At 64.1% G+C, this 23,596-nt stretch carries 24 protein-coding genes; 7 read left to right on the forward strand and 17 right to left on the reverse strand.

Annotated features, from left to right (window positions below; translation table 11 throughout):
- Positions 1–80 precede the first annotated feature (80 nt).
- The 3 genes from ACSMXN_RS17265 to era all read right to left on the reverse strand — a co-directional run bounded on the left by ACSMXN_RS17265 (position 81) and on the right by era (position 4,040).
- Positions 81–1,676 carry a DEAD/DEAH box helicase gene (locus ACSMXN_RS17265; RefSeq protein ID WP_022913045.1) on the reverse strand — a complete coding sequence of 532 codons (1,596 nt, stop codon included), beginning with the start codon at positions 1,674–1,676 and terminating at the stop codon, positions 81–83.
- Between the two features lie 206 nt (positions 1,677–1,882).
- Entirely contained in the window at positions 1,883–3,100 is a 1,218-nt protein-coding gene (locus ACSMXN_RS17270; protein WP_155958341.1) for an MFS transporter, read from the reverse strand.
- Between the two features lie 16 nt (positions 3,101–3,116).
- The gene (era, locus tag ACSMXN_RS17275) at positions 3,117–4,040 is read right to left on the reverse strand and encodes a GTPase Era (protein WP_027139377.1); all 924 of its coding nucleotides are present in this window, start codon (positions 4,038–4,040) and stop codon (positions 3,117–3,119) included.
- A 118-nt stretch (positions 4,041–4,158) separates the two neighbouring features.
- Between era and ACSMXN_RS17280 the strand changes: the two genes are divergently transcribed.
- Positions 4,159–5,736: an amidohydrolase family protein gene (locus ACSMXN_RS17280; protein WP_027139378.1), complete on the forward strand. Its 1,578-nt coding sequence runs from the start codon at positions 4,159–4,161 to the stop codon at positions 5,734–5,736.
- Between the two features lie 36 nt (positions 5,737–5,772).
- On the opposite strand, the gene ACSMXN_RS17285 is transcribed toward ACSMXN_RS17280, so the two are convergent.
- The 10 genes from ACSMXN_RS17285 to hrcA form a co-directional block, all read right to left on the reverse strand.
- Positions 5,773–6,129, reverse strand: coding sequence for a cytidine deaminase (locus ACSMXN_RS17285; protein ID WP_022913049.1), 357 nt, complete (start codon positions 6,127–6,129; stop codon positions 5,773–5,775).
- A complete protein-coding gene (locus ACSMXN_RS17290; protein WP_022913050.1) occupies positions 6,122–7,417 on the reverse strand; it encodes a hemolysin family protein in 1,296 nt (431 codons plus the stop codon). The genes ACSMXN_RS17285 and ACSMXN_RS17290 overlap by 8 nt, the downstream gene beginning before the upstream one ends.
- Positions 7,414–7,929: an rRNA maturation RNase YbeY gene (ybeY, locus tag ACSMXN_RS17295; protein WP_022913051.1), complete on the reverse strand. Its 516-nt coding sequence runs from the start codon at positions 7,927–7,929 to the stop codon at positions 7,414–7,416. Before ybeY ends, ACSMXN_RS17290 begins: the two co-directional genes overlap by 4 nt.
- A 67-nt stretch (positions 7,930–7,996) precedes the next feature.
- Positions 7,997–8,989 carry a PhoH family protein gene (locus ACSMXN_RS17300; RefSeq protein WP_051148866.1) on the reverse strand — a complete coding sequence of 331 codons (993 nt, stop codon included), beginning with the start codon at positions 8,987–8,989 and terminating at the stop codon, positions 7,997–7,999.
- A 180-nt stretch (positions 8,990–9,169) separates the two neighbouring features.
- Positions 9,170–9,508 carry a histidine triad nucleotide-binding protein gene (locus ACSMXN_RS17305; RefSeq protein ID WP_022913053.1) on the reverse strand — a complete coding sequence of 113 codons (339 nt, stop codon included), beginning with the start codon at positions 9,506–9,508 and terminating at the stop codon, positions 9,170–9,172.
- Positions 9,505–10,272, reverse strand: a complete 768-nt coding sequence (locus ACSMXN_RS17310; protein ID WP_022913054.1) for a 16S rRNA (uracil(1498)-N(3))-methyltransferase — start codon at positions 10,270–10,272, stop codon at positions 9,505–9,507. The genes ACSMXN_RS17305 and ACSMXN_RS17310 overlap by 4 nt, the downstream gene beginning before the upstream one ends.
- A 10-nt stretch (positions 10,273–10,282) precedes the next feature.
- Positions 10,283–11,428 (reverse strand): molecular chaperone DnaJ, encoded by a 1,146-nt coding sequence (dnaJ, locus tag ACSMXN_RS17315; RefSeq protein ID WP_022913055.1) that lies wholly within the window; start codon positions 11,426–11,428, stop codon positions 10,283–10,285.
- A 174-nt stretch (positions 11,429–11,602) separates the two neighbouring features.
- Positions 11,603–12,829, reverse strand: coding sequence for an MFS transporter (locus ACSMXN_RS17320; protein WP_022913056.1), 1,227 nt, complete (start codon positions 12,827–12,829; stop codon positions 11,603–11,605).
- Positions 12,830–12,912: 83 nt separating this feature from the next.
- Positions 12,913–13,620, reverse strand: a complete 708-nt coding sequence (locus tag ACSMXN_RS17325) for a VanZ family protein (protein WP_022913057.1) — start codon at positions 13,618–13,620, stop codon at positions 12,913–12,915.
- Between the two features lie 37 nt (positions 13,621–13,657).
- The gene (gene hrcA / locus ACSMXN_RS17330) at positions 13,658–14,680 is read right to left on the reverse strand and encodes a heat-inducible transcriptional repressor HrcA (protein WP_022913058.1); all 1,023 of its coding nucleotides are present in this window, start codon (positions 14,678–14,680) and stop codon (positions 13,658–13,660) included.
- A 187-nt stretch (positions 14,681–14,867) separates the two neighbouring features.
- On the opposite strand from hrcA, the gene ACSMXN_RS17335 reads away from it, so the two are divergent.
- Complete coding sequence (locus ACSMXN_RS17335; RefSeq protein ID WP_027139381.1) at positions 14,868–15,200, forward strand: type II toxin-antitoxin system VapB family antitoxin; 333 nt, start codon at positions 14,868–14,870, stop codon at positions 15,198–15,200.
- A gap of 249 nt (positions 15,201–15,449) precedes the next feature.
- On the opposite strand, the gene ACSMXN_RS17340 is transcribed toward ACSMXN_RS17335, so the two are convergent.
- Complete coding sequence (locus ACSMXN_RS17340; protein ID WP_155958342.1) at positions 15,450–15,833, reverse strand: hypothetical protein; 384 nt, start codon at positions 15,831–15,833, stop codon at positions 15,450–15,452.
- A gap of 124 nt (positions 15,834–15,957) precedes the next feature.
- Positions 15,958–17,184 (reverse strand): radical SAM family heme chaperone HemW, encoded by a 1,227-nt coding sequence (gene hemW, locus ACSMXN_RS17345; protein WP_027139382.1) that lies wholly within the window; start codon positions 17,182–17,184, stop codon positions 15,958–15,960.
- 91 nt (positions 17,185–17,275) lie between these two features.
- Between hemW and ACSMXN_RS17350 the strand changes: the two genes are divergently transcribed.
- A complete protein-coding gene (locus ACSMXN_RS17350; protein ID WP_022913063.1) occupies positions 17,276–18,085 on the forward strand; it encodes an enoyl-CoA hydratase-related protein in 810 nt (269 codons plus the stop codon).
- Between the two features lie 11 nt (positions 18,086–18,096).
- On the opposite strand, the gene ACSMXN_RS17355 is transcribed toward ACSMXN_RS17350, so the two are convergent.
- Positions 18,097–18,603: a ribonuclease domain-containing protein gene (locus ACSMXN_RS17355; protein WP_022913064.1), complete on the reverse strand. Its 507-nt coding sequence runs from the start codon at positions 18,601–18,603 to the stop codon at positions 18,097–18,099.
- A gap of 45 nt (positions 18,604–18,648) precedes the next feature.
- On the opposite strand from ACSMXN_RS17355, the gene ACSMXN_RS17360 reads away from it, so the two are divergent.
- Together ACSMXN_RS17360 and ACSMXN_RS17365 are read left to right on the forward strand one after the other, a co-directional pair.
- Complete coding sequence (locus tag ACSMXN_RS17360; protein ID WP_022913065.1) at positions 18,649–19,434, forward strand: dienelactone hydrolase family protein; 786 nt, start codon at positions 18,649–18,651, stop codon at positions 19,432–19,434.
- A gap of 15 nt (positions 19,435–19,449) precedes the next feature.
- Positions 19,450–19,713 (forward strand): DUF6295 family protein, encoded by a 264-nt coding sequence (locus tag ACSMXN_RS17365; protein ID WP_022913066.1) that lies wholly within the window; start codon positions 19,450–19,452, stop codon positions 19,711–19,713.
- 3 nt (positions 19,714–19,716) lie between these two features.
- Here ACSMXN_RS17365 and ACSMXN_RS17370 read toward each other — a convergent pair whose 3' ends face one another.
- A complete protein-coding gene (locus tag ACSMXN_RS17370) occupies positions 19,717–21,411 on the reverse strand; it encodes a DHA2 family efflux MFS transporter permease subunit (protein ID WP_022913067.1) in 1,695 nt (564 codons plus the stop codon).
- On the opposite strand from ACSMXN_RS17370, the gene ACSMXN_RS17375 reads away from it, so the two are divergent.
- Both ACSMXN_RS17375 and ACSMXN_RS17380 read left to right on the forward strand, forming a co-directional pair.
- On the forward strand, positions 21,410–22,507 hold the full coding sequence (locus ACSMXN_RS17375; protein ID WP_022913068.1) for an AsnC family transcriptional regulator: 1,098 nt from the start codon (positions 21,410–21,412) through the stop codon (positions 22,505–22,507). The two genes, ACSMXN_RS17370 and ACSMXN_RS17375, sit on opposite strands and share 2 nt — an antisense overlap.
- A 57-nt stretch (positions 22,508–22,564) precedes the next feature.
- A complete protein-coding gene (locus ACSMXN_RS17380; protein WP_022913069.1) occupies positions 22,565–23,533 on the forward strand; it encodes a zinc-binding dehydrogenase in 969 nt (322 codons plus the stop codon).
- The last annotated feature ends 63 nt before the right edge of the window (positions 23,534–23,596 follow it).

A 23,596-nucleotide genomic window follows, 5' to 3' on the forward strand; every position in this document is an offset into this window, starting at 1 on the left:
CAGAAAAGCCCCCCGAATTGTGTAACGCTCGGCACCGTGACGGTGCCGAGCGCTACACAATTCGGGGTTTTGCGTTGGGGTCAGCCAGCGGATCGGTGGCCGCGCGGACGGGCCCCGGCCGAAAACGCCGCAGCCCCGCTGGTACGGGGTGCAGCCGGACTGCTGCTCGTCGAGTAGGTACGTGCAGGGCGCGAAGCCGAGGACGAACCCCCGGCGCCGCTCCGGGCTGCGCCCTTACCGCGGCCTCCCCCGGTACCTCGCGTCGAGGGAGCCCCGCCATGCTGGCCAGAACCACTGCGTTGCCCAGAACCACTGCGTTGCCCAGAACCACTGCGTTGCCCAGAACCACTGCGCTGACGCTCGCCGCCACGTCCGCTATCAGCGGGCGCGACCTGCACCGGTGGCGTCACGAAGGTGCGCTCGCCAGGAGCGAGTTCGGCCAGCAACGGATGGCCGGGACGAAGGCGGGTGGTGGTGGGATGGATCGCGGCCTTGCGCGTCAGGTCGCGTACATCGGCAACCTGGTCATCGGTCATCAGGGTTACCACGGTGCCACCTGCGCCGGCGCGGGCCGTCCGACCTGATCGGTGCAGATATGCCTTGTGTTCTACCGGCGGGTCGGCGTGCACCACGAGCGAGACATCATCGACGTGGATGCCGCGAGCGGCGATGTCGGTAGCAACCAGGGTGTTCGCGGTGCCATCGGCGAAAGCCAATAGGTTTCGGGTCCGTGCGTTTTGAGCGAGGTTGCCGTGCAGCTCCACAGCGGGGACGCCGGAGGCGATCAGCTGGCGGGTCAACTTCTTGGCACCGTGCTTGGTACGGGTGAATACGAGCGTCCGACCCGGCGCCGATGTCAGGTCGACCAGCACCGGCAACCTGTCGTCGTGCTGAACATGCAGCACGTGGTGGGCCATCTTCGCAACCGGCGACTGGGCGGAATCCACACTGTGGGTAACCGGATTCGTCAAGAAGCGTCGGACGATCACGTCCACCCCGGCATCGAGGGTCGCGGAGAAGAGCATCCGTTGCCCGCTGCTCGGAGTCTTGTCGAGCAGGCGGCGGACGGCGGGCAGAAAGCCGAGGTCAGCCATGTGATCAGCTTCATCCAAAACGGTGATCTCAACACCGTCCAGGCTCACGTGACCGCCCGACATCAGGTCCTCCAGACGGCCGGGGCACGCGACGAGCACATCGACGCCCGCCTTGAGCGAGTTGATCTGCGGGTTTGCGCCGACGCCGCCGAACACGGTCATGGCACGCATCGAGAGCGCCGCGGCGAGCGGTGCGACCGAGGCTTCGATCTGACTCGCCAGCTCGCGAGTGGGAGCAAGAATCAATGCCCTCGGTCGCTTCGGACGGCGTTGCGTGCCGCTGGTCGCAAGCCGAGCGAGGATCGGAAGAACGAAGGCGTAGGTCTTACCGGAACCGGTACGTCCGCGGCCGAGGACATCGCGACCTGCGAGCGAGTCCGGCAAGGTCGCAGCTTGGATCGGAAAGGGAGTGGTTATTCCCTGGGCGGCCAATACGTCGGCCAACACCTGGGGAACGCCGAGTTCGGCGAAGGTAACGGGCGCGTCGCCAGTGGCGGTCGCGGTGGTAAGGGCAGTCAAAGGATTATCGGTGGTGGGCCTGCTGATCGCGGGCACGGTGGTACGAGGGCGGGATTCCGCCATGAAACAACTCCGAAAAATAGGAAGAGATCGTCCTGCCCGGCGCAGACCATGGGGGTCGCGGCGCGTGGTAATCGACGAAACGCAGCCCGAGGCAGAACTCTGCGGGCTACACATAACAGTCTACTCACATACGCTCGCGTTCGCTGCCACCGGCGTCACGCCAGCGGCTGAACCAAAGTCAGCAGGCCGACTTCATTCGAGCAAACTCAGCCAACCAAGGCCGGTTCAGCTGCCGCCGCGTCGGACGAGCCGAGCCGAGCCGACAGCAGCAGGGCGAATCCGGCGGCGATGACCGCGCAGGTTACCGGAACGGCAAAGGCCGGCCGGGCACCGTGTGCGTCAGCAATTCCGCCGACCAACGCTGCACCGAAGCCGTAGCCGACCGAGAGTCCGGTACCGATCCAGGTCAGTCCCTCGGTGAGTGAGCGGGCCGGGACGATCGAATCGACCAGTCCGAACCCGCTGATCAGGGTCGGCGCGATCCCGAGCCCGATGATCGCCGTGAAGAAGGCCAGCGTGAGCACACTGGTCGCCGCGAAGTACAGAAACGGCAGCACTCCGAAGATCACTGAGCTGATCACGAACCGACGCAGCAATGGCGTTTGCCAATGCCTAGCTCCATAGAGCAGCCCAGCAAGACCGCTGCCCCCGGCGAAACACGCGATGACCCATCCGGCGCTGGCTCGGCTGCCGTGCTGGCCACAAAAGGCCACCATGACCACCTCGGCGCTGCCGAACACCGCACCCATGAACACCATGACGAGGGTGATCAGAACCATCCCGCGGTGCCTGAGGGCGAAATCGCGCGGCTCACCCACGACCCGCTCGGTCACCGGGGGCTCGGTATCGCGCAGGCGGGTCAACCAGATCGACCCGAAGGCGACGAGCACGAGCGGAATTGCCAGCGTGACCAGCGGACGGGCGTGGGTAGCCAGTACCGTCGCCGTCAATGGACCGAGGACGAAGATCAGTTCGTCCAACGTGGACTCCACTGAGTACCCGGTGGAACGCTCAGGCGCGTCCCCCGGCCACAGGTGCGACCAGCGCGCCCGGGTCAGCGCACCTACGTTGAGCAGGGTGAGGCCCATGAGCGCCGAGGGCACGGGCAGCGTCCACAAGGGCGCGTTGTTCGAGATCAGCACCGTCATGACAGCCGTCACTGCAAGCTGTGCCGCAAGAAACGGTGGCAGTACCCGATGTTGTCCGAGCCGGTCTACCAACGTGCCGGCAACCGGATTGCCGATGGCACCACCGATCACGTATGCACCGCTCACGACGCCGGCAAATCCGTACTCGCCCGTCCGGCCGGAGATGATGAGCACAAGGGCGATCGGGTAGATCGCCATCGGAAACCGGAAGATGAAACCGGCGGTGACGAAGGAGCGCGCCCCCGGACGAACGAAGGCGGATTTGTATTTATTCAACAAGGGATATCACGCCTCAAAACCCCAGCCGATCGAGCTTCTTCGGGTCACGCTGCCACTCGCCGAGAACCGAGACATGCAGGTCAAGATGAACGCGCTGACCGAGCAACTGCTCGATGCCTCGACGAGCTTCGATGCCGATATCGCGCAGCCGGGTTCCCCCGGGGCCGAGAATGATCGGCTTCTGGCTTGAACGCTCGAGATGCAGAGTCGCGAAGATGTCCAACAGTGGCGCCTTGCCGGGCGCAACCTCGCGGGGGTTCATCTCTTCGATCGTGATCGCGATCGAGTGCGGCAGCTCCTCACGAACATCGGCAAGAGCGGCCTCGCGGATGAGTTCACCGATCCGAGCCTCGTCCGTTTCGTCCGTGCTCACGTCGGCGGGATACAACTGTGGGCCAAGGGGCAGCTTCGCGAAGAACAGGTCGGCCAGCAGGTCGACCTGATCGTTTCGGTAGGCCGAAACCGGCACGATGTCCGCGAAATCGCCTAGCTTGCTGATCGACATAAGCTGTTGCGCGATCTGCGCTTTGGCCACCGTGTCCGTCTTGGTCACCACAGCAATCGTCGGCGCGTTCAGTTCTTTCAACTCCGCCGCGATGAAACGGTCACCGGGTCCGATTTTCTGATTTGCCGGTACACAGAATCCGATGACATCAACGTCTGCGAGGGTGGCTCGCACCACGTCGTTGAGGCGCTCGCCGAGCAGGTTCCGCGGCCGGTGCAGGCCGGGCGTGTCGACAATGACCAGTTGTCCGTCAGGCCGGTTGAGCAAACCTCGCACTGCGCGACGGGTGGTCTGCGGCTTATCCGAGGTGATCACGATCTTCGAACCCACCAGGGCATTGGTGAGCGTGGACTTGCCGGCGTTCGGTCGTCCGACGAACGCGCAGAAGCCTGATCGAAAGCCAGAATTGGTCGTCTCGCCGAGGTCAGTCACATGACCATTCTCCCAGCCGACACATAATCGGAATTCCGCATCTGAATTCCGCAAGGACTGCAGGCCGTTGAGGGCATCGGCAGGCCCCGCAATCAAAACCCGCGCTTGAGGTAGGTTCGTGACCATCTCCGAACCAATGCTGCTTCATTCTGCGCGCTTGAACCCGGCCGCGGCGCCGCAAGACCTGCTTGTCTTCGAGGGTCGGATAGTGGCCATCGGGACCGACCTCGCCGCCCGGGCGAGTGAGCTCTGCGCCGGGGCCGCCCCCTCCCACAACCCGTCGGCGTCGCTCGACACGATCGATCTCGACGGGCGGTTCGTCGTCCCGGGCCTCTGGGACCATCACGTGCATTTCGATCAGTGGGCGCAGGCCCAGCGACGGTTGGATCTCGCGGAGGCTAGGTCGGCCGCTGAGGTTGTACGGCTCGTCGCGGCCCATCGCGCCGCCGGGCCCGGCCCGGCCCAGCGGACCAGTGGTCACGGTGCAGTGTCGATCGTCGGCTATGGCTTCCGCGACGCGCTCTGGACGGACGCACCGCACCGCGACCTGCTCGATGAGGTCACGGGCGCGGAGCCTGCGGCGATGGTCAGCGGCGACCTTCATGCCGTCTGGTTGAACTCGGCTGCCCTCGCGTTGTACGGACTGACCGCGGACCCGACCGGGCTGCTGCGCGAAGGTGCCGCGATGCGGGTACTCGAACAGCTGTCGATGGTCGGTGACGACGATGCGGACCAGTGGGCTCTGGAGGCTGCCCTTGCTGCGGCCTCCCGCGGCGTTGTCGGCATTGTCGATCTGGAGAAGCCGTGGCCCCTCGACGCCTGGACGAGACGCGTCCGCGACGGCAATCGCAATCTCAAGGTCGTCTGCGGAGTGTGGACCGAGCAGCTCGACGCGGCCATCGCGCGAGGCCTGCGTACCGGCGATGTCATTGGCGACACCGATGCGCTGGTGCGGATGGGGCCCTTCAAGGTCATCACCGACGGTTCGCTCAATACCCGTACCGCCTATTGTCATGATTCCTACCCGGGTTTGGCTGGCAGCGCGAATCCGACGGGGCTCTTGCTGGTACCACCCGCCGAACTCATCCCGTTGATGCGGAAGGCATCCCAAGCCGGTTTGCAGTGTGCGGTGCATGCCATCGGCGATCACGCCAACGCCCTGGCCATCGAAGCGTTCGCCGAGACCGCGGCTGCTGGAAGTATCGAACACGCGCAGTTGCTCGATGACGCAGACCTACCCCGGTTCGCCGAACTCGGTCTGATCGCGAGCGTTCAACCCGAGCACGCCCTGGACGACCGGGATGTCGCCGATCGATTGTGGGCCGGTCGGACCAACCGGGCATTTGCGCTGCGGGCTCTCATCGAAGCAGGTGCACAGCTGGCGCTCGGCTCCGATGCTCCGGTCGCCGCACTGGACCCGTGGCACGCTATCGCTGCCGCGATGCATCGCAGCCGGGACGGTCGGCAGCCATGGCATCCCGAGCAACAGATCAGCTTTGAACAAGCGCTGCACGCCTCGACCGGCGGCGCAATCGGCGGGACCGGCCCCGCTCGCGCGACGGTAAGGGCCGCCGATCCCGCCGACCTGGCAATCCTGGATCTGGATCCGTTTACGGCCTCTGCCGATCAGCTGCGGTCGATGCCTGTTGCCGGCACGTTGCTCAATGGCAATTGGACGCACCGGGCGGGCATCTGAGCAAGTGGCGACCGCGCCGAGCTCGGAGATTGAGGCTCAGCCGGCCGGGTTACCGTTGATGTCGAAGAAGAAAATCGACACCGCGGGCGCCACATCATGCACCGCGCCTGCTCCGGCCGAGTCGCCGGGCTGATCAGCAACTACCACTGCGGCTTCCAGCCCGGGCGCGCCGGATGACACAGCCATTGCGACAGCCACTTGAAGGGCGGACAGCTCGAGCGACGGTAGGGCAACTGAGGCAGCCGCATAGGTGCGTCCGTCGGTGTCTCGCACCGCGGCCCCTTGTCTGGCTGAGCTGCGAGCGCGAGTTGCCCGGGCAAGCGTCACCAGCTTGGCGTCCTCCGGATCCAGCTCGGTACCGGACTTCCCTTGTGGGTCAGGCTGGTCAGTCATCTTCGTCTTTCTCAGCGTCGGGTTCTGGCAATCTTGAGGCAAGCACTGTGTCGATCCGATTTCGGCGGCCGCCGGCGTTGACGGCGGTGAGCTGCAAGCCGAAGGCGTCCACCGACGAACCTGGAATCGGTACTCGACCCAGCAATTGGGCCATCAGACCGCCGACGGTTTCAACGTCATCTCCGCGCGGCAACTCCACATCGAACAGCTCACCCAGATCCTCCACCGGGAGCCTCGCGGTCAATCGGTAGGCGCCGTCGGGCAGTTCCTCGATCGGCGGCCGCTCGACGTCGTACTCGTCCCGGATCTCGCCGACGATCTCTTCGAGGATGTCTTCGATGGTCACCAGACCCGCAGTGCCGCCGTACTCATCGATGACGATCGCCATGTGGGAGTTGCGGGCCTGCATCTCGCGCAGGAGTTCGTCGACCGGTTTGGACTCTGGGACGAAGGTGGGCGTCCGCATGACCTCGTCGATCTTCGTCTGCTTCGCCCGTTCAGGATCCTGGGCGCGCCGGATCAGGTCCTTCAGGTAGACGACGCCGACTACGTCATCGATATTTTCAGCGACTACCGGAATCCGGCTGAAGCCTGATCGCAGCGCCAGCGCCAATGCTTGCGGAACGGTCTTGGTGCTCTCGATCCAAACCACATCGGTCCGGGGGACCATGACCTCACGTGCGATCGTCGAGCCGAGCTCGAAAACGGACTGGATCATCTCTCGCTCGCCACGCTCGACCACACCCCGCGCCTCGGCCATGTCAACGAGCTCACGAAGCTCCGCCTCGGACGAGAAAGGCCCTTCGCGGTAACCCTTTCCCGGTGTGATCGCGTTCCCCAGAAGAATGAGTAGCGACGCGAGCGGGCCGAAGATGCGGCCGAGGATCAAGACCAGTTTGGCTCCGGCCAGTGCGATCGTGTACGGATGTTGACGGCCAAGAGTCCGGGGCCCGACCCCGATCAGGACGTAGGAAACGACGACCATCACCGCGATCGTGCCGAGGATGACGGGCCAATGCGAGTCGAATTCTGCCACCGCTGCAAGGGTGACGAAAACCGTTGCCGTCAGTTCGGCAGCAACTCTCAGCAACAACAAGAGATTCGTGTGTCGTACCCGATCTGCGACGATCTTGGCGAGCGAGGCGCTGCCACGGCGATTTTCGCGGACCAGCTCGTCGATCCTCGCCGCGGACACGCGAGAAACCGCTGCGTCGATCGCGGCCAGGCCACCAGCCAGCGGCACCAAACAGATGGCAACGATCAGCAGCGCCAGATTCGGGGCTGTCATCCGCTGGATCGCTCCTCGCCGCCGGTACCGGGCAGCGGCGTGTTGACGCGTGCCTTGCCGTTGGCGGCGGCCCAACCATTCACCAGTTTGGCCTGCAGCTCGAACATCTCCCGCTCTTCGTCCGGCTCGCCGTGGTCGTAACCGAGCAGGTGCAGAATGCCGTGCGTGGTGAGCAGAAGAAGCTCGGACTCGGTGCTGTGACCGGCGGACTTTGCCTGACCGGCAGCGACGTCAGGACAGAGGATGACATCGCCGAGCAAGGCCGGCCCAGGATCGGATTCAAGCCCGGGCTTGTCGTCAAGGGTGTCCATTGGGAAGGCCATCACGTCGGTCGGACCGTCCAGATCCATCCATTGCTTGTGCAGAGTCGTCATCGCCTCCGGATCGACCACGAGGATCGACAGCTCGGCCATGGGATTGATACCCATCGACTCCAGGACGTGCCTCGCGACGGAGGCGATCGCGATTTCGTCGACCGTCACACCGGATTCGTTGTTGACTTCGATGCTCACTGGTCAGCTCAGCCCGTCTTAGCTCTGGTCGTCCGTAGAAGGTGGGTTGCCTGGCACTATTCCGCGGTCACTGGGCGTCGTCGAACCGAGAGTAAGCCTGGACGATCTCGCCGACCAACTGATGGCGGACCACGTCCTTGGCATCCAAGTAGGCGAAGTTGATGTCGTCCACATCGCTGAGGATGTCACGGACAACCCGTAATCCGGACTTCGTGCCAGTCGGCAGATCGACCTGGGTGATATCGCCGGTGACCACGATCTTCGACCCGAACCCGAGCCGGGTCAGGAACATCTTCATTTGTTCGGCGGTGGTGTTCTGCGCCTCGTCGAGGATCACGAAAGCATCGTTGAGCGTGCGACCGCGCATATACGCCAGGGGTGCAACCTCGATGGTTCCGGCCTGCAGGAGGCGCGGAACCGATTCGGGATCGAGCATGTCGTGCAGCGCGTCCATGAGCGGGCGGAGATAGGGATCGATCTTGTCGTTGAGTGTCCCGGGCAGGAAGCCGAGCCGCTCACCGGCCTCAACTGCCGGCCGGGTGAGGATGATCCGATTCACCTGCTTGGCCTGCAGAGCCTGCACCGCCTTGGCCACGGCAAGGTATGTCTTGCCGGTACCTGCTGGGCCGATGCCGAAAACGATCGTGTGCTCGTCGATGGCGTCGACGTACCGCTTCTGGTTCACGGTCTTCGGCCGAATGTTCTTGCCGCGTCGGGACAGGATGTTGAGGCTCAACACCTCGGCGGGGCGATCCTCGGTGTCTGCCTGCAGGATCGCCAATGAGCGGCCTACGGCGTCCGGGGTCAAGTTGTGCCCGGTTTCCATCAGCTGGAGCAACTCCTCGAAGAGCCTTATGGCGAGCGCATTGTCACCGGGATCGCCGGTCACCGTGATCTCGTTGCCACGAACATGAATATCGGAATCGAGCCGAGCCTCCATCACGTGCAGGAGTTCGTCCCTCGGTCCGAGCAGGCCGACCATGGCGGCCTGGCCTGGAACCACGAAGCGAGTTGAGACCCGCGGCTGCGCGCCACTGTGATTGCCTGCACCGTTCTGAATTCCGGCGGAGTTTCTACGACCGGCAACACTGGGTTCCGACAAGTGGTGTGCGCTGCTTTCTCATCCGGTGTGAATAACCTCTGATGTGTCAAAGTTTACCCGGGAACGCGGCATTCCCCAGCACGCTTTAAAACTGACGCGCATCGCCGAGCCGATCCTCGCTCTGAGCCTCTCTGCGGCCTAGCCAGGCGGCCAGGTGAAGGCCCGTCCGGCCAGGACGTGGGCGTGTACGTGAAAGACCGATTGTCCGACCGCCGCGCCGGTGTTGAAAACCGTCCGGTACGCCGTAACGCCGAGAGCGGTGACCGTCCCGCGAATTCCGCCGAGCATCGTCGCGGCTGCGACCGGGTCAGCCGCCAGGTCGGTCAGGTCGACGAAGTGTTGCTTGGGTACCACCAGTACGTGCGTCGGAGCCTGCGGGTTGAGGTCAGCAAAGGCAAGCGTGCCGGCATCGTCATAGACGATGGTGGCCGGAATCTCGCCCGCGACGATCTTGCAGAAAAGGCAGTCAGGATTCATGTCGCCACGTTAGCGGGCTGGTTCCACCGCCCGGTCGACACCGACAAAACGGCCAACCCGGCCGCACCTGCGGTCGATGTTCTCAGCACCGTATCGCCCAACCGGACAACCGCAGCTCCTGCATCGCCGAACGCCTGTAACTCCTGCTCCGACACCCCGCCCTCGGGCCCGACCACGAGGACGATCGCGCCGGTCTTGGGCAGTGGGCATTGTGCGAGCGATCGCGTCGCGGATTCGTGCAGCACGAATGCGGCGTCGCTGGCCGCAATCAGGGCCGCGATGTCTGGGGTCGAAGCCAGCCCGGCCACTGTCGGAATCCTCGCCCGACGGCTCTGCTTCGCTGCTTCGCGTGCTGTTCTGCGCCACTTGGTCACGCCCTTGTCGATCTTGTCGGCATCGCGCCACACGCTGATCGAGCGCGAGGCTGACCAGGGCACGATCTCGTCCACACCGAGCTCGGTGAGCGACTCAACCGCGAGGTCTGCGCGGTCACCCTTTGGCAGCGCCTGCACCACGACAAATCTCGGATCCGGCTCCGGGTCGAACCCGCGGGTACGGATCTCGAAGCGGATTCGCTCCGGTTGAACCGAGACGGCCACGACTTCGACGATCGCGCCTTGACCATCGGCGAGCAGGACATGTTCGCCGATAACCAGGCGCTTCGCACTCGCGGCATGCCGCGCCTCTGCGCCTTCGAGTTCGACAACGTCGCCCGGCCCGAGCTGCGGATCCAGCTCGGGGACGAGGTACAGCGCCAGCGTCATCGACTTGCTGTCACCGTGGGTTGAAGGCGTCGCGGACCTTCGAGAACAGTCCGCCGCGAGGGTGCGACACGCTGACTTCCTCGTCTCGAAGTTCTGCCAGTTCGCGCAGCAGCCGCTCCTGACTCTCATCCAACTTGGTCGGTGTACGCACCTCGATGTGGACGTACAGATCGCCGCGTGCCGTGCTGCGCAGCCGGGGCACGCCACGACCCCTCAGGGTGATCACGGCGCCTGATTGGGTGCCGGGACGGATCTCGACCGTTTCATCTGTGTCGAGGGTCGCGAGCGGCAACTCGGTACCCAAGGCGGCCGCGGTCATCGGCACGCCGATCGTGCAGTGCAGGTCCGAACCTTCGCGCGTGAATACTTCGTGCGGCTCCTCGCTGACCTCGATGTAGAGATCGCCCGCCGGGCCGCCGCCCGGACCAACCTCGCCCTGACCCGACATCCGGATCCGCATGCCGTCTTCGATGCCACCGGGCACGTCGACCGAAATCGTCCGGCGAGCACGCACGCGACCTTCGCCGGAGCAGTTCGGGCACGGCGACGGGATCTGCTGGCCGGTACCACCACAGGTAGGGCACGGCCGACTCGTCATGACAGGCCCGAGGAGCGAGCGCTGCATGGATTGCACCTCACCTCGGCCGGCACAGGTGTCACAGGTCCGCGGCGAGGTGCCCGGTGCGCAGCCATCGCCGTGGCAGGTCTGACAGATGACCGCGGTCTCGACGGCGATATCGCGCTTCGCGCCAAAGGCCATCTCGTTCAGGGTCAGCTCGATCCGCAGCAGCGCATCGGCACCCTGGCGGACGCGGCTGCGAGGACCACGACCTGCTGAACCGCCCGCACCACCGAAGAACGTTTCGAAAATGTCGCCGAAGCCGCCGAAACCGGTGAACGGACTGCCCGCACCACCCTGGCCACCACCGGGCGACAACGGGTCGCCTCCAAGGTCGACTATCCGGCGCTTCTCCGGATCCGACAACACCTCGTAGGCGGCAGTGATCTCTTTGAAACGGTCCTGAGCGCCTGCGTCAGGGTTGACGTCGGGGTGCAGTTCTCGAGCCAGTTTGCGATACGCACGCTTGATCTCTTCGGCCGTTGCATCCTGCCCGACCCCGAGCAAGGCGTAGTAATCCCGAACTGGGCTTGACACCAGCGAACCTCATTCAGTCTGAAAGGTGGACTTTCCATCGTTGTTTGCACTCAGCAGTTGGACTCAGTTATTGGCACTCAGAAGAACTGAGTGCCAACAACTCAGTGTACGTACTCGCGCACGCCTCGGACTTCGGCGATCGGACCCTTGCGCTGTTGATGCCGAGCGTTCTCGTCAGAGTGAGCGGTGAGCGAGACCGACCCGCGGAGGGACCGCCTCTGGTTGGGTCCGCCGGCGCTGGGCAGCCTGGGCTGCCAACGCCAGCAGGCTGACCACAATGACTGCCGCCCCGTACCAAAGCGCGGTGTCACGAAGGCCGATGTGGGTGGCGGTGATTCCGGCCACCACTGCAGGCACGCTGAACGCGAGATAGCTAACGGTCAGGATGGCTGCCAGCGTTGCCGCTCTGTCATCGGCCGCGACTCGGCTGAGCACGCTACGTAGACCCCCGAGAAACGAGGCCCCGAATCCGAATCCAGCCACGACCGTACCCAGGAAAAAGACTGGGGTACTGGTCTCGGAGATCGCAAGCACGGTCCCGGCCAGGCCGACGGCGAGAACGCTGGTGCCGATGACCATAGTTCGCGCCGGGGATTGAGCCCGAAGCAAGATCGACGCCACCGCGCCGGTGCCAGTCATGGCGGCGATGACGACGCCCGACACCAGATGGTTGTGCAGGCCGAAGACGGCGTCGGCGACTGAGCCGCCGAGGGACAGGTAGAGCCCACCGACCGCCCAGCTGGCGACGAAAGCGGGTAACGCGGCCAGAAAGACGCCTCGGACCTCGCGATGAACGTGGATCCGCGGACGCAGCGACGCAACGGCGCCCGGCTGGTGGGTGGCCGTCTCCGGCATCACCAGCACGCCGACGGCGCACAGCCCGACCAGAATCATCAGAACGACGAAAACCACGGTGGTCGGAGCCGGTGCGAATTGCACCAAGGCGCCCGCACCAAGGGCGCCGAACGCCAAGCCGAGCCCGGGCGCCACGCTGTTGATCAGCGATCCGATCTGCGACCCTGCTGGCTGAGTGTCAACCAGGGTTGCGCCCAAGGCACCGATAGCGGCTCCGGTTGCTACGCCCTGAACGGTTCGCGCCAGCAGTAGCCACCCGACGCTATCCGCAGGCAAGAACAGCGCGAGGCTGACTACCTCCAGCGCAAGCGCGGCAAGCAGTACCGGCCGGCGGCCGACGAAATCTGACAACGACCCGACCGTGAGAAGGGTTGTGAGCAGCGCCAGAGCGTAGATCGCGAAGATTTCGGTAAGCACTGTGGACGAAAAGTCCATCTTCTGCTGATATACGACATATAGCGGGGAGGGTGCCCCAGAAGCAGCCATCACGACCAGCAGTGCGATGCCTGCGAGCCAAAATGTGTGATTCCGAGAAAGTGGCCGCATACCGGTTTGGAACTCAAACGCGTGCGGTGCTAATTCCCGTGCGCGAGATGGTTCGGCGTGTCCTCACCTTCGTGGCAACCGTCTCATGCCTGCCTACCGAGTTCAGCACGCCCTCCCGCGCGAGTGTGCTCGCCACCAAACGGCGAGGCGATCATGACGATTGTCAGCACTCCAAGCGCGGCGCCACCGAAGTTGGAGAGTACGTCGGCGATGGAGCCGATACGCGTCCCGGTGTAGGCCTGGTAGCACTCGATGACGAAGGAAAGCAGGCCGAGGCCGACGACGAGCGCGATTCGATGCCGCCGAAATACCAGCGCGCCGAAAAGCCCAGCTGGGACGTACAGCGCTACGTTCAGCGGTCCGTCCACGCCTTGATTCCAGTTCTGGAGACCGTAATTGTCACGAGGATCCAAGGCCATTTTCACCGCCGCCAGCGATTGGCGAGTGCCGTAACTGCCGTGCAGTAGTTCAGCCCAGCCGCCGCCGGGTACGACGGTCAAGGCGAGAATGCCGCTCATCGACAGCAAAAACAGCGCGCTGACGATAATCCTCGACGCACCGAGCCGCTCGCCACTGCCTCGAGTGCTGAGCCGCGCCAACGGCACACACAACAGCGCAGAGGCGAGGACGAGGCCGGCGAGCGTCAGCTGCACCCACGGGTCCTCCGCGAACGACTTCGCGATGAAGACGGACTCGCCACTCGCAGCGGTCAGGCCGGCTGCGGCGAGGTATTTTGCCGGCAAGGTGGCTGCCTTGGTGGCGGTTCCGGCGAGGCTCACGGACAACGCCACGGCAGCATCCCCTTATGAACTCGTGATGAAGGCTCGCTCAGCTCTCGGCAAGCATGTCGCCTACATAACGAGCGACAGCCGCTACGCGTGCCATCGTGTGCGCATAGTCCATCCGTCGAGGCCCGAGCACTCCGACGCCGCCCAAGGAGATCCCGCTCGAGCCGTAGCCCACTGACACGACCGACGCCGTCTGCAATCCCTCGTAGTTGTTCTCGTTGCCGATGCGGACCGTCAATTGGCCAGCAGTGGTCGTCTGCTGATCGAGCAGACGTAACAGCACGACCTGTTCCTCGAGCGCCTCGAGTACCGGGCGGATCGCCGGAAAATCTAGGGTGTGTTCGGTCAAATTGGCCGAGCCGGCGAGCACGATCCTTTCGGATGGGTGCTCGACCAAGGCCTCGAGCAGTACCGAACTCAGCGTTGCGATCAGACCAGCCAGGTGCGCCGGGACCAACGACGGCAGGTCCGTCACGATCCCTGGTGCGTCAGCAAGTCTTTGGCCCATCAGCTTGGCGTTCAGCACGGTCCGCAGATCCGCGACGTCGTCAGCCTCGACCGGGCCGGCAAGTTCTGCGACCCGTTGCTCCACCCGTCCGGTGTCAGTGATCAGGACGAGCATCAATCGGGTCGGCGACAGGAGTACGACTTCGAGATGGCGCACCCGCGACCGCGACAGCGACGGGTACTGCACGACTGCGACATTTCGGGTCAGCTGAGCAAGCGCGCGAACAGCGTTGTGCAGGACGCTGTCCAGGTCTATGGCGTCGTTCAGGAACTTCTCGATGGCCCGCCGCTCGGCGGCCGACAACGGCTTCAACGATGTCAACCGGTCGACGAACATCCGGTAGCCGGCATCGGTCGGCACCCGACCGGCCGAAGTGTGCGGCTGGTGGATAAGTCCTTCGTCTTCCAGGGCGGCCATGTCGTTGCGAATCGTCGCCGGCGACACCCCGAGGTTGTGCCTGTCCACGATCGCTTTGCTTCCGACCGGTTCGTTTGTGGCGATGAAATCCTCGACGATTGCCCGAAGCACTTCGAGCTTGCGATCATCGACGTTCATGTCATCCCCTTCCTCACGGTCTGCCCTAACGGTCTCGCCTGCACGATCTCGGTGAAACCTCGCTTCAGCTTAGATGTACAGGAACCTAACTCGTCGGTAACCAGCCGTCGGAACCCCTGGGCGGTAAGGTGCGGGGTCTGAGACGCGGCTTTTACACGATGTGATGTGGGGTTCGGCAGGTGATCTTCTGATCTTCAAGGCGGTAAGGGACGGTAAGCCCTATCCAGACCACGGATTCTCATCTCGCGATTGGGCGAACGTTCCGCCTCGATCCGTTCGGCTGGATCAGCTGACCACGATCAAGCGTGAACTCGCACTCGACAAACTGCTTGCCGAGGATTCGACGTTTTATGGCGATTTGTTCCCGCACGCGGTGCAGTGGGATGGCGAGCTTTATCTGGAGGACGGGTTGCATCGCGCGGTCCGGGCGGCGCTGCAACAACGACACACCCTGCATGTGAGGGTGCTTGACCTCGACGAATTGCGGCCCAAGAAAAGCGCGACCAAGAAGGACAGCTGACCGACGGCGGGCGGCTAGGGGGCCTAAGACGCTCTGACTATCGGCTTTTCGCGGCGGGCGGGGCGGGCATTCGCGATTGCCTCCATCGCTGGTGGCACCGGCATGCCTAGATCACGCCGAAACATGACATTGAGTCGTGCGGCATTGATTTGCGATCGGGTCACCGTCACGCTCTTGCCGTTCCGGCCGCTATCAGAGACGTCGGCGTCGGGTGTGCGGTCGCCGTGAGCCAACAAAGTCACCGCCTCCTCAAACATCCGCGGCCTCGGAAACCTCTGAGGCCCCTGAAACTTCTGCGTACTGGGTAGGGCTGGCCGTATCGCTTTCATCGTAAGTGCTCACCTCCGTTTCTACGAGAGTGTTCGTCAACGCCACGAGCAGCTGTTTGTCCTCAGGTTGCAGCAGCTCCGAGCTGCTCAGGGCGACCAGAGTTGCTACACCGGCATCGCTCTTGAGCGCATTCTCATCGACGATCAGCTCGACTGCCCAGCGCAGCAGGCGCATGGTCTCTTCGCGACGACGCCAGTGATCAAGCTCTTTCGCCGATCGCCGTGCCCACCACTGGCCGACCACCGAACCGGCGAAGGCCAGGACGGCAGCAGCCACGGGAGTAGCGAAAGCAGCAACGGTCACATGGGGATTCTCCCAAGCGGCTACGACAGTTCTGTTGGAGCGACGGTCCAGCGAGGGGCACGTCCCGTCAGACGCCCCCGACTCCTCGGACGACTCGGACGACTCGCACGAATCGGATGACGCCTCAGACGACTTCGAGCAGGTCCCGCACGACAGCATCTGCGAGTAAGCGGCCCCGCTGGGTCAAGACCAGCCGCCCGGAAGCTATCGCCGCCCGGTCCGCCAGACCCCACTTTGCACATTGTTCAGCCTGTCGGGTCGCCGACTCGGGCAACGAGGTCAGATCGAGCCCGTCACGCATCCGCACTTCGAGCATCAGCCGTTCGGTCAGCCGGGCCCGCAAGCCGAGTGTTTCTCGACCCGCCGCCGGGCTTCGGCCCGCATCGAGCGCGGCCGTATACCTGGTGGGATGTTTAACGTTCCACCACCGCACACCGCCCACATGACTGTGTGCGCCAGGCCCAGCGCCCCACCAGTTCGCTCCGGACCAGTACAGGCGATTGTGCCGCGATTCGGCCGCCCTCGTTCTCGCCCAATTCGAAACCTCATACCAGGAAAAGCCGTGTCGAGCCAAGGCGTCGTCGGCCTGCAGGTAACGGTCGGCGAGCACGTCGTCATCGGGTGCGGCGATCGTCCCCGACTTGACCTTGCGGGCCAGGGCGGTACCGTCCTCGACGATCAGCGCGTAGGCGCTGATGTGGTCGGGACCGGCCTCGACAGCGGTGTCGAGTGATTGCTGCCAGTCGAGCTCGCTCTCCCCCGGTGTGCCGTAGATCAGATCGACGTTGATGTGCTCGAACCCGGCCGCTCGCGCGTCAGCCACTGCCTCGATGGCTCGAATCGGCCGGTGGGTTCGATCGAGCACAGACAGCACATGAGGTACTGCCGATTGCATTCCCAGGGAGATTCGTGTGAAACCGGCCTCGCGCAGACGAACAAGGTAAGCGGGCGTGACGGATTCCGGATTTGCCTCCGTCGTGATCTCGGCGTCAGGCGCGAGCCCGAATTCTTCCGATATCTCGCGCAGGATCAAGCCCAGGTGCTCGGCCGGCAACAAGGTAGGGGTCCCGCCGCCGAAGAAAACGGTCGCAACCGGCGGGGCGCTGGCAGGCAGAACATCGCGGGCCAGCCTGATCTCAGCGAGCACCGTGTCCGCATAGGAGCCACGGCTCACTCCGCTGCCGAGCTCCTCGGCCGTGTAGGTATTGAAGTCGCAATAGCCGCATCTGCTGGCACAGAACGGCACGTGGATGTAGAAGCCCAGATCCTGGCCGCGCAGGGTGAGGAGGGCAGATTCGCTCAATCGGCCATCCGTTGGCGCTGGATCGCCGATTGGCAGTGCGGAGGGCATGACACCAGTGTTGAATGCCGGAGGGACCGGCGCACGACCGACTCGCCGGTTAGTGATGAAACCGGCACCGAATTCGGGACTAAGAGGAGTCATGGCAGATACACCATCGAGCGATGCCGGCGCCGATACCGGCGCTCAGGCCTCTCCCATGTCGACCTACGAGGTCGCCGAGTCCGTCGCGACGATCACCCTGAATTCCCCGGAACGGCGAAACGCATTGTCAGCACAGCTGATTTCAGAGATTGGGCGCCATCTGGATCGCGCTGACGCCGATCCGGACGTCCGCTCGGTGGTGCTGTCTCACACCGGACCGGCGTTCTCCTCGGGTATGGACCTGACCCAGGTCGCCGATGTTCCCGCCGAGCAACAACCCATCGTTGCCTTTCCCGCGTTGCTGCTGCGAATCTGGGAGTTCGACAAACCGGTCATCGCCAGGGTCAACGGCAGGGCCCGGGCCGGCGGAATAGGCCTGCTTGCGGCGTGTGACCTGGCCATCGCGATCCCTGCCGCAGACTTCGCCTTCACCGAGGTTCGACTCGGAATCGTCCCGGCGGTGATCTCGGTGCCATTGTTGCCTAGGCTGCTCCCGCGCCAGGCACACGAATTGTTCTTGACCGGCGAGACGTTCGGCGCGCAGCGAGCACGTGACATTGGACTGCTCAACTCGATCAGCGAGGACCTTGATGGCGAGGTAGGCCGCTATACGAGCATGTTGCGCAAGTGCGAGCCGAAGGCGCTCGCGGCAACCAAGGTGATGCTGCGCCGCGGGCGAGAAGGCCTGAGCATGGCGCAGGATTTCGACGCGATGGGCAAGCTCTCCGCCCGCTACTTTGCCAGCCCGGAGGCGCAGGAAGGCATTGCCGCCTTTGCCGCGAAACGGGTGCCGCGTTGGGCGGAGTGAGGTCCCCACGATCAACGGGACAAGTCGATCGTGACGAACGAGGCGTAGTGATCTGAGGTGTAGTAGAACTCACCTGCCGAGCCGGTGATGATCCGTCGCGCTCCACGATCCGTCGAGCCAGGCGTTACCACCGTGTACTCGTGGTAGTAACCCGTCGGCTTGATCGGCAAGTGTCGTTCGAGGTTGTTGTAGACGATCCCATCGTGGCTGTAAGGAAAAGGTCCGCCACGCTGGATCAAGGCGACGGTATCGCGCGCCTGGACCGGCAGCGCAGACAACGTCGTCTCGTGCTCCGATTGCTTATGAGTCGACTGAGAAGGCAACGTTGACAACGTGCCGGTTGCCGAACGCGCGGGCCCGGCGGCGACAGACTCAGAGCTTGTCCCTGCTGTCTTACTCGCGGTCCCGCTGTCCTTGTGATCGAGGGCACGTGACGCATAACCGATCACGAGTAGCAGGATGAGAACGATCAATGCCAGCAACGGACGTCTACGCAACAGCGTCCGGAGCTTCACCATGTCGCCAGCCTAGATGGCTACTGACAATGAACTTTGGGAGCGTGCATGACGGATTCGATTCGTACCGCGGAGATACGGCTGGCCGGCGCCGACGGTGACGAGATCTCGGCCTACTTCGCTCAGCCGGACACCGACTCGAACGCCATTCCGGGCGCAGTCCCGGCCGACGCGACGCCCCCGGGTGGTCGTGGCGGCGTCGTGCTTATTCATCACATGCCTGGCTTCGATCGGTGGAGCAAGGAGGTCGCGCGACGCTTCGCCGTCGACGGCTACAACGTGGTCGCACCCAACCTGTTCTGGCGCGACGCTCCCGGAGCTGACCCTGACGATGCCGCGGCAGCCGCGCGGGCCAGAGGCGGAGTTCCGGACGACCGCCTGGTGGGCGATGTCGGAGCAGCAGTCGACTACTTGCGTGCGCTGCCGACCTCGAACGGCAAGGTCGGCTTGATCGGGCACTGTTCGGGAGGGCGGCAAACGGTCCTCGCCGCCTGCAACCTGCACGTCGACGCGGCCGTCGATTGCTACGGCGCATTCGTAGTGGGTACCGCACCAGATGGCTTCCCCGTCAAGATGAAGGGCCTGGAAGATCAATTGGCGAACCTCAGCTGCCCTCTGCTCGGGATGTTCGGCATCGAGGACACCTACCCGTCACCCGATCAGGTGGCCGAGCTCGATCGACTGCTTACCGGTCACAGCAAGCAGCACGATTTTCATTCCTACGAGGGTGCCGGACACGGTTTCTTCGGAACCGATCGGCCCGCATACCGAGTCGAAGCTGCGACCGACGGTTACACCAAGATCGACGCCTTCTTCGCCCAGCACCTCGCCTGATCGGAGTCACACACAATGTGCACATATTCCACGGAACACGCAGTCTTGAGTGGCAGCGCGAAGGGTCGCAATGGTTGGTTCGCGCTGACAGACGCCACCGTTTATTTCGATCATCCGGTGCATGCGCAGTCCGTTCACACCCTCAACATCGACTTCGCTGACCCCACTGCAGGGCCCTCCGGCCGCATCGCGTTGGAACTCGACGCTGACGCGGCTCGGGAACTTGTTGCCGCGATCGAGCGGGCGTTGGATAGCGTTCCCGCTGGCATGCTCAGCTGACGGTCAGGACTCGACGAGCTCGGTTCTCGCCGAATGGCCATGCTCGGTCGGCCCGGCGACAGCCGACGCTGACCGAGTTGGCCGAATCATGAGCAGCACAATGATTCCCGCGACAAGTCCCGCGGCTCCTGCGATGCCCATGACCCAGCTCAGGCCGGACAAAGATGCGGTGTGCAGGGCCTGATCGAAGGCCGGTCGCTGAGCAGGCGGAAGGCTGTTCAACACGATCGGGCCCTGACCTCCCGCGACCGCATGGCCAAGCTTCTCGGCCGAGGGCAGGCCGCTGTCTGCGAAGCTGGCGCCGATTCGACTGGCGAAGACGCTGCCAAGCACCGCAATACCGACCGCGAGCCCGAGCTGGCGTGCCGTGTTGACCGCGCCGGCGGCCATACCTCCGCGCTGCAAGGGCACGGCCGACATCGCCGTCGAGCTCAGAACGGGGATGGCCGCACCCACTCCGATCCCCACCAAGATCAAGCCGATCAGCAGTGCCGTCCAGTCCGCATCGCCATGCAGCTGAATGGCCTCGACGACACCACCGGCTCCGATGAACAGCAGCCCGACGCCGATGACGAGACCGGGATTGCGATCATGCAACAGCTGCCCGGCAGCCGCGCTCACCACGAACGCCGCAGCGCTCAGCGGTAGGCCACCAGCCAGGCCAGCCTGAATCGGGCTCATTCCCAGCACTGACTGAAGCCAGATCGAGCTGTAGACAAGCCCGGCGAACGCGGCCCCGCTGAGGAAGAAGCCCGCTATGAGCGAGCCACTGAACGAGGCATTGCCGAGCAGTCGCAGATCCAGCATCGGTGCTGCTACCCGGCGCTCGACGACAACAAACACGACGGCCGAGATCACCGCGATCGCGAACCAGGTGACGGCGGCTGCCGAGCCCCAGCCGTCTTCGCCAGCAACGATCAGGCCGTAGGTCAGGCCACCGGTGCTCAGGCCGAAGGTGAGCAGACCCGGCAGGTCGAGGTTGGTTCGCTTGCCCTCAGGCCGATCCGCCTGGAGAACCGTCAGGACGAGCGCCACGGTGATCACCGAAACCGGCAGATTTACAAAGAAGATCCAGCGCCACGACAACCATTCGGTGAGCAGGCCACCAACGATCGGACCGATTGCTGCGGATGCACCGCCGACTGCGCCCCAGATGCCGTAGGCAGTGCCGCGATCGCGGCCCTGATACGAGCTGTTCAACAACGCGAAGGTCGTGGCAAACATCGCCGCGCCGCCGATGCCCTGCAGCCCTCTGGCCGCGATCAGGAACCCCGAGTTGGGAGACAACCCGCTCGCCAACGACGCAAGCGCGAACAGGCCCAGGCCGATCAGATAGACGCGCCGATGCCCGACGCGATCAGCAACCGTACCGGCCGCCAGCAGCAGGGCTGCCAGGGCCAACGCGTAGATGTCGACAACCCATTGGAGAGACGTGTAGGAGGTCTTCAAATCGGCCGCCATCGCCGGCAACGCGACGTTGACGATGGTGATGTCCACCAGCAGCATGAACGTCCCGAGACTAACGGCCACCAATGGCCACCACTTACGCATGAGCACTCCTTTTTCGATGCCGACGATGTTCGACGTCCGGCTCGGCAAGCCCGGTTCGTCGCCCTGTTCCGGCGGCGTTTCGTACAGCTTGCTCGTCGGGTACGACAACAGACCAGTGCTGTCGGCGACCGGGTACATTTCCGCCATGACCAACCTCATGGCGATGAAAACCGCCAGTGATCTTGAGATTGATGGAATTGACCGCCAGATAGTGCACTGCCTGCAGCTGCATCCCCGGGCCGCGTTCCGACTTATCGGGGAGGTGGTGGGAGTGAGTGAACAGACTGCAGCGCGGCGGTACCGCCGGTTACGAGAGGCCGGCCTGCTTCGGGTGATCGGCGCGCCCGGAGCCGATCGGATCCGTACCGCGTACATGGTCCGGGTCCATTGTCGCCCCGGCAATGCATCATCCGTAGCGGACGCACTGGCGCGCCGCAGGGACACCTCGTGGGTCTCCCTCGTCGCCGCAGGCTCGGAGATCGTCTGTTCGGTTCGGACCATGGACGACACCGGCGGGGACGAATTACTGCTACAGAAGCTGCCTCGAACGGCCGAGGTGCTCGGTATCTCGGCGCATGCCGTCCTCCACATCTTCCGAGGAGGAAAACCGGACGACTGGACGGGGTTCGGCGGCTTGCTCAGCGACGAGCAGCGTCGACGCCTGCTGAGCGGAGGCCCGGATCTCAAGCCGGATCTCAAGCCGGATCTGAAGAAAGCAAGCCGTCCGGACGATCTGCAGATGCCCTTTCTGGATCAGACCGCACGCTCGGACAAAGCCAGCGAGGTCGATGAAACCGACCGAACGCTGATCGCCGCCACCTCGGGCGACGGCCGGATCAGCGTCACCGAACTGGCCAGGCGGTGTGCGCTGACCGAAGGCCGCACCACACGTCGGCTGGAGGCAATGGTCGAGTCCGGCGCACTCCGTTTCGAGGTCGACCTGGCGCCGGCGATGCTGGGCTACCCGATCTCGGCCTACCTGTGGTTGACGATCGAGCCTGCGGCTCTCGAACGGGCCGGGGAGTCGCTGCGGGACCATCCCGAGGTGGCATTCGCAGCTGCGATCACCGGAGGCTCCAATGCGATGGCCTCGGTAAGGTGCAGCGACCTGGATCACCTTTACAGATACGTGACTAATTCAATCGGTGGTATCGAAGGCGTCCGCAACGTCGAGACGTCGCTGGGACTGCGCCAGATCAAACAGGAGGGTTCACGCGTCGAGGGCGAGCGGCTTCGGTGGTGAGCCAGATGAGGTTCTAAACACAGATGGGGTTGCACGCCAAGACGATATGGTCGAGCGATGCGTGCCGCCTATGCCTCCGCCCTGAACTCAGACACCCCGCTTGATGGTTTGGTCGTCGGCGACCGACCTGAGCCCGAGGTCCAGCCGGGCTGGACGACCGTGCAGGTCAAGGCGGCCAGCCTGAACCACCACGATCTGTGGACGCTTCGCGGCGTGGGGATCAGCGAAGGCCAGTTGCCGATGATTCTGGGCGGCGACGCCGCAGGCATCGACACCGCAACTGGAAACGAAGTGGTGGTGCACTCTGTCATCAACGACGAAGGCTGGTCAGGCGACGACACCCTCGACCCGCGCCGGACGCTGTTGAGCGAGAAGTACCAGGGCACCCTCGCCGAGCTAGTTACCGTGCCGAGCCGGAATGTGGTTGCCAAGCCTGCCGATCTCACCTTCGGCGAGGCTGCCTGCCTTCCCACCGCATGGCTCACCGCCTACCGGATGCTGTTCGTCAATTCTGAGCTTCGGCCAGGGCAAACCGTGCTGGTTCAGGGCGCCTCGGGTGGCGTCGGTTCTGCCTGTATCACGCTCGCCAGAGCAGCTGGATTCCAAGTCTGGGCAACTGCCCGTACCGAAGCAAAGCAGGCCGCGGCCCTCGAGTTCGGCGCACATCAGGCGTTTGCCTCCGGTGCACGCCTGCCCGATCGGGTCGATGCGGTGATGGAGTCAGTTGGCGCCGCGACGTGGTCCCATTCGGTCAGATCGCTGCGTCCGGGTGGGCGAATCGTCATCTGCGGCGCAACCTCAGGGATGGTGGCTCCGACCGAGCTCAATCGGATTTTCTTCCTGCAGTTGCAGGTTGTCGGCTCGACCATGGGGACGCGTCAGGAGTTACTCGATCTGATGGGTTTCATGGCTGCCACCGGCATCCGGCCACGGATCGATCGCACGCTGCCATTGGCAGACGTTGCCGAGGGTCTGGCAGCAATGGAGTCGGGCAACCTACTCGGCAAGATCGTCATCGAGATCTGATCGGAGCGGGAAGGCCACGTTGTCCGGCGAAGCCGGCCTGCTCGGGCAATCGGCGTCCGAACC

Source organism: Parajatrophihabitans canadensis, from assembly GCF_053764775.1.